Annotated in this window: 9 protein-coding genes; 6 read left to right on the forward strand and 3 right to left on the reverse strand. The window is 57.9% G+C overall.

From position 1 onward, the window contains the following. Window positions 1–357 precede the first annotated feature (357 nt). The 6 genes from HX793_RS12330 to HX793_RS12355 all read left to right on the forward strand — a co-directional run bounded on the left by HX793_RS12330 (window position 358) and on the right by HX793_RS12355 (window position 5,102). A complete protein-coding gene (locus HX793_RS12330; protein WP_016976715.1) occupies window positions 358–1,176 on the forward strand; it encodes an ABC transporter ATP-binding protein in 819 nt (272 codons plus the stop codon). Beyond that, window positions 1,173–1,937 carry an ABC transporter permease gene (locus HX793_RS12335; protein ID WP_016976714.1) on the forward strand — a complete coding sequence of 255 codons (765 nt, stop codon included), beginning with the start codon at window positions 1,173–1,175 and terminating at the stop codon, window positions 1,935–1,937. The genes HX793_RS12330 and HX793_RS12335 overlap by 4 nt, the downstream gene beginning before the upstream one ends. A 24-nt stretch (window positions 1,938–1,961) precedes the next feature. Beyond that, complete coding sequence (locus HX793_RS12340; protein WP_177052854.1) at window positions 1,962–3,002, forward strand: ABC transporter substrate-binding protein; 1,041 nt, start codon at window positions 1,962–1,964, stop codon at window positions 3,000–3,002. Beyond that, entirely contained in the window at window positions 2,999–3,883 is an 885-nt protein-coding gene (locus HX793_RS12345) for a PhzF family phenazine biosynthesis protein (RefSeq protein ID WP_177060340.1), read from the forward strand. The genes HX793_RS12340 and HX793_RS12345 overlap by 4 nt, the downstream gene beginning before the upstream one ends. Then, the gene (locus HX793_RS12350) at window positions 3,880–4,347 is read left to right on the forward strand and encodes a RidA family protein (RefSeq protein ID WP_177052852.1); all 468 of its coding nucleotides are present in this window, start codon (window positions 3,880–3,882) and stop codon (window positions 4,345–4,347) included. Before HX793_RS12345 ends, HX793_RS12350 begins: the two co-directional genes overlap by 4 nt. A 134-nt stretch (window positions 4,348–4,481) precedes the next feature. Further along, complete coding sequence (locus HX793_RS12355) at window positions 4,482–5,102, forward strand: transglycosylase SLT domain-containing protein (RefSeq protein ID WP_177052851.1); 621 nt, start codon at window positions 4,482–4,484, stop codon at window positions 5,100–5,102. Window positions 5,103–5,152: 50 nt separating this feature from the next. Here HX793_RS12355 and HX793_RS12360 read toward each other — a convergent pair whose 3' ends face one another. The 3 genes from HX793_RS12360 to HX793_RS12370 all read right to left on the reverse strand — a co-directional run bounded on the left by HX793_RS12360 (window position 5,153) and on the right by HX793_RS12370 (window position 9,289). Continuing rightward, window positions 5,153–6,325, reverse strand: a complete 1,173-nt coding sequence (locus tag HX793_RS12360) for a hypothetical protein (protein WP_177095618.1) — start codon at window positions 6,323–6,325, stop codon at window positions 5,153–5,155. A 14-nt stretch (window positions 6,326–6,339) separates the two neighbouring features. Continuing rightward, entirely contained in the window at window positions 6,340–7,227 is an 888-nt protein-coding gene (locus HX793_RS12365; RefSeq protein ID WP_177052849.1) for a nitrilase family protein, read from the reverse strand. 112 nt (window positions 7,228–7,339) lie between these two features. Continuing rightward, a complete protein-coding gene (locus HX793_RS12370; RefSeq protein ID WP_177060336.1) occupies window positions 7,340–9,289 on the reverse strand; it encodes a flavin monoamine oxidase family protein in 1,950 nt (649 codons plus the stop codon). Between the last annotated feature and the right edge of the window lie 92 nt (window positions 9,290–9,381).

Consider the following 9,381-nt stretch of genomic DNA (forward strand, 5'->3'; position numbering starts at 1 on the left):
CTCTTTTCCAAAAGTGACCCGCCGTAAGGGCGGAACCATAGGCCGCCATCACCCAAATAACGGATATGTACCCGATCAGATCCAACATCCAGGTCGGCTGTCAGGCCGCCTTCGCAGGCAAGCCAGCTCCTACAGTTGGATTGCGGGGTGACAGTTAGATTGTGGTCGTCTGGTAGGCCGCTTTCGCAGGCAAGCCAGCTCCCACATTTGAGTCGGTTCCTCCAGGCGCAACCCCAATCACCGGTGTCCCAATCCCGCGCATCATCCGGCCCGATCCCGTGCGCCACAAATCTGTCATCCGTTCATCCTCTGCTCACCAACAACAAACAAGTCCGGCGTACCGGACGAGGAGGGGCGGTGAGCGCAAAACCCTTTATCCGTTTTTCAGGCGTGCAAAAAAGCTTCAAAGTCGAGGGCCGCCAGTTTGTGGCTGTGCGCAATGTGTCGCTGGAGGTCCAGCGCGGCGAAATCATCACCCTGGTCGGCCCCTCGGGCTGCGGCAAGTCCACCTTGCTCAACATGACCGCCGGGCTGTTCGGCCCTACCGAAGGCGTGGTGCATTACGACGGTGCCGAGGTCAAAGGCGTCAACACCCGGGTCGGTTACATGACCCAGGCCGATCACCTGCTGCCTTGGCGCACGGTGGCGGGCAACATCGCGGTGCCGCTGCAGATTCGCCGCGTGCCCAAGGCCGAGATCGAGGCGCGGGTGGAGGAATTGATGGCGCTGGTCGGCCTCACCGGTTTCGGCGAGAGCTACCCCAACCAACTTTCCGGCGGCATGCGCAAACGCGCGGCCATGGCGCGCTTGATGGCCAGCGACCCGGAAACCCTGCTGATGGACGAACCCTTCGGCGCCCTCGATGCGCAAATGCGCCTGACCCTGCAGACCGAACTGCTGCGCCTGTGCCGCAAGCTCAACAAGACCGTGCTGTTCGTCACCCATGACGTCGACGAGGCCATCGCCCTGGCCGACCGCTGCGTGGTGTTCGCCGGTCGCCCCGGCACCATCGACCATGTGCTCGATATCCCCCTGACCGGTGAACGCAACCTGGTGCAACTGCGCTCCGACCCACGCTACGTGGAACTCTGCGCCGAACTGTGGAAACGCCTGGCGCCCGACGTTGCCGGCGCCGCTGACCCTTCTTCATTGGCTCACTCGCTGGAGGTCGTATGATCCAGGTTTATCGCTTGCTGTTCCTGGTGTTCCTGATGCTGTTGTGGGAAGGCGTGTCACGCTGGTTTGGCGTGGAATTCTTCATCAGCCGCCCTTCGGCCGTGGCCCAGAGTCTGTGGAAAATCCTGCTCAATGGCGTGTTTTTCTACCATGCCGGCATCACCACCCTGGAGGCGGTGCTGGGCTTTTTCTTCGGCTCCCTCGCGGGCTTGATCGCAGGCCTTGTACTGGGTCGCGCCAAGTTGCTGGCTGACATCCTCGATCCGTTTTTGACCGCGTTCTACAGCCTGCCGAAAGTGGCGCTGGCGCCGCTGTTCATCCTCTGGTTCGGCATCGGTCTGCCGATGAAAGTCATCCTCACCGCCGCGGTGGTGTTCTTCCTGGTGTTCCTCAACACCTACAGCGGCGTGCGCAACGTGTCCCGCGAGCAACTGACTATCCTGCGCCTGATGGGCGCCAAGGAGCGCGACCTGCTGACCATGGTGGTGATCCCCTCGGCCTTCACCTGGGTGTTCACCGGCCTGCGGTTGTCGGTGCCCTATGCGCTGATCGGCGCGCTGGTGGGCGAGATCATCGCGGCCAACCGTGGCCTGGGCTATCTGCTGTCGGATGCGGCTTCGCAGTTCGACACCGCCGGCGTGTTTGCCGCGCTGGTGGGGATCATTGCTTTGGCGCTGATCCTGAACACGGCGGTGAAGCTGGCCGAAAGCAAGCTGATGCCGTGGAAAGCCAATGAAGCGGAACGTGAAGTCGCGGTTTAACCCCCTCTGGTTTGGAGCTTGATCATGCTTAAGCGTCTTGTGATTACCGGTCTGTTGTGCGCTGCCTTCCTGCCCGCCGCCCAGGCCCAGGACCTCACCAAGGTCACCCTGGCGTTCCCCAGCGAAGGCTTCCTGTATGTGCCGATCTACGTCGCGCAGAAGCAGGGCTACTTCGCCGAAGAAGGCCTGAATGTGGAAGTGATCGTGTTTCAAAAGGGCGGCTCGGCGGCGTTGACGGCCGTGCTCGGCCGCGACGCGGATGCCTACGTCGGCCTGCCGGCGGTCGCGGTGCGCGCGCGTTCCAAAGGCCAGAACGTGCAGGCGTTTGCCGCCGTGCAGACCCAATTCGGCAGCACCGTGGTAATTGACGGCGAGTCGGCGCGCAAGGCTGGGGTGTCGGCCGCGTCGCCCATTTCGGCGCGTGCCCAGGCCCTCAAAGGCTTGAAGATCGGCGTGACTGGCCCCGGCAGCACCACCGACATGTTGGTGCGCTACCTGGCCAAGGACGCCGGCCTGAACCCGGACAAGGACTTCACCATCATGCCCATCGGCGGTGCGCCGAACATGCTGGCGGCGTTTTCCCAGGGCAGCATCAACGGTTTCTCGCTGTCGCCGCCCACCGTCACCACGGCGGCGCAGCAGGGCGGGTTTGTGCTGATGGACCTGGCCAAGGGCGAATACAAACCCTTGGACGGCTTCCTGTTCACCGCGATGATCGCCCGCGAGGACTGGTTGAGCAGCAACAAGGCCACCGCCGAGAAACTGGTGCGCGCTATCTGGAAAGCCGAACACTTGATCGCCAGCGAACCGGACAAGGCCCGCGAGTCGGTGCGCCCGTACTTCGCCCACACCGATGCGGCGATCTTCGACGCCGCCTGGACGGCTTCATTGCCGTCCTATCCGGCCACGCCGCGTATAGAACGAGACGGCGTCGAGAAGAACATCAGTTTCATGAACGCCGTCGAGAATGATCCGGTGACACTCGACCCGCAGCAGGTCTACACCAACACCATCGTCGACGCCGTGGCGCCGACTGTTTCCACCCTCAAGGGAGAGGCGAAATGACGCCCGAGGTTCATCTGGTCAATGTATTTCCCGCCACCGCGCGTGGCGGCAACCCGGCGCCGACCGTGGCGCTGGCCGACGGCATGAGTGATGCCGATATGCAGCAAGTCGCCCGCGATTACGGGCATGAATGCGGCTTTGTGTTTGCCGCACCGGCCGGCAGCGATTTCGATTTTGCCCTGCGTTTCTGGGTGCCCAACCATGAGATGGAAATGTGCGGCCATGCCACCGTCGGCGCCATTTGGCTGCTGGATCAATTGGGCATGCTGCACAAGGAGCGCCTGGCGTTGTGGACGTTGAGCGGGCGGGTTGACGCCCAGATCGCCAATGCGGGCACTCCACAGATCCAAGTGGAAATCAGCCAACCCAAGGGGCAGGTTGAAACCTTGAGCGATCCGCAGGTTGAGGCCGAGATTCTATCGGTGCTGGGCATTACCTCCAATGAACTGGCGCCGTTGCCGATCCAGAACGCCCGCACCAGCCGCGTCAAAACACTGGTTGCGCTCAAAAGCGTGGCGGTGCTGGACAGCCTCAAGCCGGACTTCCGCCGCATGGAGCAACTGTGTGAGCGCATCGGCTCTACCGGGTTGTATCCCTACGCGCCGTCGGACCTTGAAGGTCGCCAGTTTGATGCGCGGCAGTTCCCCAAGTCTTCGGGTTACCCGGAAGACGCCGCCACCGGTATTGCGGCGGCAGCGTTGTCCTTTGGTCTGTTGGAAAACGGCTTGGTGACCGATGACGATCGTCCGGTGTACATCCGCCAAGGCCGCGCGATGGGCCGGCCTTCGCAGATTTCGCTGCGCTTTCGTCACGATGCGGCAGGGCAGGTGCAGGGGTGCTGGTTGGGTGGGCATGTGGAATTTGTCGAGGAGCCCGCATGAGTATTCGCGAACGTATCGCCGCCTTGGGCTTGCAACTGCCCGAGGCGCCAGGCCCCAAGGGTGACTATGTGCCGGTGACGATCCATGCGGGTGTGGCCTATGTGAGTGGGCAAGTGTGCCGACTGGGCGATGGCGTGATCAGCGGACCGGTGACGGACCAGACCTCGCCCGCGCGGGTGACACAAGCTGGTCAAACCTGTGCGCTGCGCGCCTTGAGCGTGCTGGATCAGGTGGTAGGGTTGGAGAATGTCGAGCGCATTCTGTTTGTGCGTGGCTTTGTGTATGGCGGCGAGGGTTTCCACAGCTATTCCAAAGTGGTCGACGGCGCTTCCCAGGTGCTGATCGATGTGTTCGGTGAGCAGGGCCGGCACGCGAGGTCGGCGGTGGGCGTGGCGGGGTTGCCCAGCGGCGGCATGCTGGAATTGGAGGTCACCGCAGTCATTAAGCACAACTCCCATCTGTAGGAGCTGGCTTGCCAGCGATCGCGGTGGCCCTGTCACCAACGTGCTGACTGACATACCGCAATCGCCGGCAAGCCGGCTCCTACAGGGTTTGTGGCAGAATGCCGGCCTTAACGCGTATCTCGCAAAGGTGCCCCTTGAGCGCAGGCAAAGCCGTCGGACTGTTACTACTCACCTCCATGCTGGCGGCGTGCGGCACCTCGCCGCCACGCACGCCCAATGACCTCTGCGGCATCTTCCGCGAAAAGGACGACTGGTACGACGCCGCCAAAGTCACGCAAAAACGCTGGGGCGTGCCGATCCAGGTGCCGTTCGCCATCATGTACCAGGAGTCCGGCTTCCACCAGGACGCCCTGGCCCCGCGCAAATACCTGCTGTGGATCATCCCCTGGGGCCGCGTCTCCACCGCCGCCGGCTACGCCCAGGCCAAGGACGAAGTGTGGAACGACTACCGCAAGAGCACCGGCCGCAGCGGCGCCAGTCGCCAGGACTTCGACGACGCCATCGACTTTGTCGGCTGGTACATGGACAAGACCTACACCGTCAACGGCGTCTACAAATACGACGCCTACGGCCAGTACCTGAACTACCACGAAGGCTGGGGCGGCTACCGCCAGCGCACCTACGCCGCCAAGGCCTGGCTGCCGCCGGTGGCCAGCAAGGTGCAGGCGCGTTCACAGCTGTATGCGGCGCAGTATGCGCGGTGCAAGGATGATTTGGGGCGGGGGTTTTGGAGTCGGTTTTGGCGGTGGCTGTAAGGGAGAAAGCTGTTCCCACGCTGCATGAAGAATACAGCGTGGGGCAAGGGCTACATCTCGATCAACCAACCCACCAACGGCACTATCATCAACGTACTCAACGCCATTGAGGTGACATTGCCAATGTACGGGTGAAAGTGTGCGGGCAAGCGGCCCGCAATTGCACAGGCTAGTGGCGGCGCGACCAGAGCCCCAAGCAAAGCACTTGAACCGATGACTGTCCAACTACCACCATGGGTCAATACAGCTGCTGGCACTGCAGAGACCAGTGGAACGTAGGTCGGAAACCATCCTCGTTTTATCCACTGTTTCCGCCAGATCACGACGCCCAGAGCCGATGTTAGCGCCTGGGCGGCGAGCAGGTGCAAAACCAGGCCTGATCCATACGCCGGGCTGATCGGGTTCAGTGCATAGGCCACCAACACACCTGCCAGCAACCCGAGACTCGCGAGTTCGTTTCCGAAAAATGGTGCTTCGGAGAAGTCCGCCAACACCCGACGCAGGCTCCAGACAATACCGTAAGTGGGCGGCTTCGCGGGTGCCGGCTTGGCGGGGGCTATGTAATCAGAACTCACCAGCGACGGCACTCGACGACACGCTACAAATGCAATGACACTGCCGATCGCCATGCCCACCACATTGCCGATCACTACTGGAAGACCCAGTGGGACGCACACGAAGTTCACGATCAGCAGGCAAATGGGGGTCACCAGCAATGCGCCCAACACTGCACCGTTTATGGCAACTTTCCAGCCGCCGCCGAACATCAGCACCATGGCTGCTGGTAACGAGACGAATGCCGCAAACGTTGGTTGCCACGTCTGTGCGGTGACGCTCCAGCCCCACAGTAGATTACTCAGCATTAACCCCAGCAGTGAACTGGTTACCAACCAAGGCCATAACCCTGTTCCGTAGGAAATAGAAAATCCCTGCCAGGCTTTACCGTTCTTGCTCGCCCACCATGCCAGGTAGGCGCCGCCCAACAAACCGAGCGATGCCAGTTCGTGCTTGTAGAAGGCTACTTCACTGATATCCCCGACTATCCACCGTAGCCAGGCAACAGGGTGGGGCAGGCTTGCGACCATCTCGGCGTAGCCCGGCCAGGACCATTGGTTGCTGAGCGCCACCCACAGCACCAGTAGCACACTGGCTAACCCCAGTATCAGGACGGTGAGATCTGCCCTGGACCGGTTGGACCTCGTTTCGGTAATGAGTGTTTTCATAGTACGCCCTCCGATCAGCGTGGAAGGGCGGGGTGTTGGGAGTAGCCGAGCATTTGATCGTAGAGATCATTGCGTCGATCACGCTGCAGGTCATTGAGGCTGTTCCAGATCGGAGCACTGCGGGCGCTGGTGATATCAATGTCGGCGAACAGGATTTCCTGGCGATTGGCTGAGGCTACCGCGCCAATCGGCCAGCCGTTGGTTCCGGCAATCAACGAGCATCCGAGGTAACGCGCTTCCCGCTCTTCGCCAATGCGGCTGGCGGCAGCGATAAACACGTTATTGACGTGGGCGGCGGTCATCGTCAGGTACGACGCCATGCATTTGCCTGCCTCATCGAACAGCGGCGGTGGCGTCCACACCCAATTGTTCAAGCTGCAAATAATATCGGCGCCCTGCTGGCTGAGAATACGTGGCACCTCCGGGAACCAGATATCCCAACAAATCAGCAGGCCAATACGGCCTATCGGTGTTTCAAATACTGGAAAACCGGTATCACCAGGCGTGAACCAGAGCTTTTCCAGGTTCCATAGATGCGCCTTGCGGTATTTGCCGATAAACCCATCGGGGCCTAGCAGCACAGCAGTATTGAACAACTGCATACCGTCTATTTCACACAGGCCTGCCACCAGGTAAACCTGGTGCTTACAGGCAAAATCTATCCACGCCTGCACACTTTCGCCGCTTGGAACCCGTTCGGCATGATCAAAAGCGTCCTGGCGACTGCTGAAGAAATACCCACAATTGGTAAGCTCGGGCAGTACGATCAGGTTCGCTCCACCGTTTGCCGCTTCTGTCGCCAGTGCAAGACTTTGACGCAGATTGTTGGCTCGGTTGTTCACGCCAACCTGAGGGTCCAGTTGGATGACGGCTACGCGTGCGGGGCTTGCTGGTTCGCTCATGGCGGTGACCTCTTATTGTTATACAACCGTGATTCGGTTGGGCGTTTATAAGAGGCGAGCAAGTGTTTAATTAAAAGTCAGGTGATTCCCGTTACGTTGTAGTCTCTTTCTTTTATGGTTCGGCTTTATAGGTTGGGTAGTCGTCCATAGTAAAACCTCCGTTGAAAGCGGCTTTCGTTCTATTACAAATGTTTATCACGGTATCGATTGCTCCCCTGAAGCAGGGCTCCGTCCAGCCCGCATCTACAGAGAAGGATTCACCACAGAGGTACAAGCCTGACTTGTGAGAAAAGTCTCGATTGTATTTCAGTAGCTTCATGGCGTCGTAATAAGTACCTGCACGATAAAGCTTTGCGCAGCCAAGCGAGTTTTTATCATTCATCCATCGTTGAACCACCGCGTGATTACGTCCGATGTAGGGTGATATTTTTTCTTTGATATTGGTAGATTTCAAAAGGATTCTGTCGAGGTCTTCGATGCATCTATCAACGAGTTCTTCATCGGTGAATACCGATAGCTTTGTGGCGTCGTCTTCCCATGTGTAGCTGAGAAGAATGCAGTCGTAGGTATGGTTAGGGTTGTAGCGGTAGGTATATACATCATGAACCAAGCTATCCGTCACGATGGCTTGAGGGATTTTTTTATTGTGAGAGAGAAACGTTTTTTTGAGTGGTGCGTACACTTTACAGCTGGTTTCCCAATGAGCTGTTTTGTAGGCTTCTATAATTTCAAAGGGGAGCATTTCCGGGTTGAAGTTTTCAATTGATATTTGCGTTTCGATCAGCCATGAAGGCAGTGTTATTACTACGGAGTCATAATCGATGAATTCTTTTTTTGCGTTTTCTTTTTGTGTGACGTTCCAGTCGAAATAGACTCGTGTTTTCCCGTTTTTCAGTTTCTTGATTTTTGTTGCTGCACAATCGGTCATGAGCCCGGAATGACTTTTTATGAGGTGCTCGTATAAAGACTCATGTGCTTCTTCGGGTTTGATGAAGAGTATGGATTCGGCCAGGGACCCAAGTCCGATGTAGTTGGGTTTGTTGAAAGCTAGACCTCTCGAATCCAAGGGCTCGGGAGGGGCTGAGTAAGGCGACGCCATCGGTGTGCCGTCCGCGTTCACACGCCCGTGGATTAATTGCAGATGACTGCTGAATCCAAATATCGATGTGCGCAGTGGGTAAAGTGAACATACGTCATAGAATGCTCCCCAACTGCCATCACCGATGCCGATGGAGTAGAAAACCGCGGATTCCTGTGCAGTCATGCCCATGCCACCGAAGTTTCCAGGGTCACTTGATTGCCAGCTACCGATGCTTGGCATTTTGACCAAATCGCGGAAGGAAACACTTTCGTATTTCTTGACTATTAAATCCCATATGTTCTCCCAGCCTTCAGTACCGTAATGTTCGGAGACGATCAACGTCATGCGCTCGGCGAAGGCTTTCCATTTTGCGAAAACATTGCCCAGTGTTTGACCTGGAGGCGGTGTTTTTCCATCCGTGTTTTTCCAGATAAGCATGGTAGGTTCTGCGCTGTCATCGACGCTTCCTTCTCGTAGAAATATACCTGTGGATCGCACCGCAGGGCTGCCTGGATTGGGGAAGTCTGTGTGGCGCAATTCGAATTCGTTGGCGTAATAGGCCATGAGTGAACGCCCATCTTTAGGCGGTTCGTCTGATGTGTTGAAGAACGGCATTCTCATTGCACCCATCTCGAAAGGCGGTCTGCCAACGGTGTGGGTATTGTTATTCCCAAGAGCGGTGAGGTGCCTTCCGCCAATGCGCGTTGACTTTTCAATTAACGTTATGTTTGTGAAGCCGCATCGGTAAAGTTCACGTGCAGTTGTCAATCCTGTGATGCCAGCACCAATAATGCATATTTTGTGGTGGGGTTCAGTAGCCTGGGCAATTCCATTGACCTGCTCCACGAGCGCCCGGTAGTCGAAACACAAATCGGGTGGATTAGGGAACCTGGCTGCCCATTTGCTTTTACTGGATCTTTTTTTTCGATGGGGGTGTTGGGCTGTGTCTGCGGGGTAATTGAAGTTGGAACCGATGGTCATTCTGATATTCCCAGTTCAGAGTTAATGGACTCGGAACAGGATGGCCGTGAGTATTACTAGCCAGAAATAGGCTAAGGATGGTCTGAAGTAGC

This window comes from Pseudomonas reactans (assembly GCF_013387025.1).
GTDB classification, from domain to species: Bacteria; Pseudomonadota; Gammaproteobacteria; order Pseudomonadales; family Pseudomonadaceae; genus Aquipseudomonas; species Aquipseudomonas reactans.

Bases quoted from the DNA above. Each gene is read 5' to 3' on its own strand.
- HX793_RS12370 (WP_177060336.1), bottom strand. From the start codon at position 9,289: ATGACCATCGGTTCCAACTTCAATTACCCCGCAGACACAGCCCAACAC.
- HX793_RS12350 (WP_177052852.1), top strand. From the start codon at position 3,880: ATGAGTATTCGCGAACGTATCGCCGCCTTGGGCTTGCAACTGCCCGAG.
- HX793_RS12360 (WP_177095618.1), bottom strand. From the start codon at position 6,325: ATGAAAACACTCATTACCGAAACGAGGTCCAACCGGTCCAGGGCAGAT.
- HX793_RS12365 (WP_177052849.1), bottom strand. From the start codon at position 7,227: ATGAGCGAACCAGCAAGCCCCGCACGCGTAGCCGTCATCCAACTGGAC.
- HX793_RS12340 (WP_177052854.1), top strand. From the start codon at position 1,962: ATGCTTAAGCGTCTTGTGATTACCGGTCTGTTGTGCGCTGCCTTCCTG.
- HX793_RS12335 (WP_016976714.1), top strand. From the start codon at position 1,173: ATGATCCAGGTTTATCGCTTGCTGTTCCTGGTGTTCCTGATGCTGTTG.
- HX793_RS12345 (WP_177060340.1), top strand. From the start codon at position 2,999: ATGACGCCCGAGGTTCATCTGGTCAATGTATTTCCCGCCACCGCGCGT.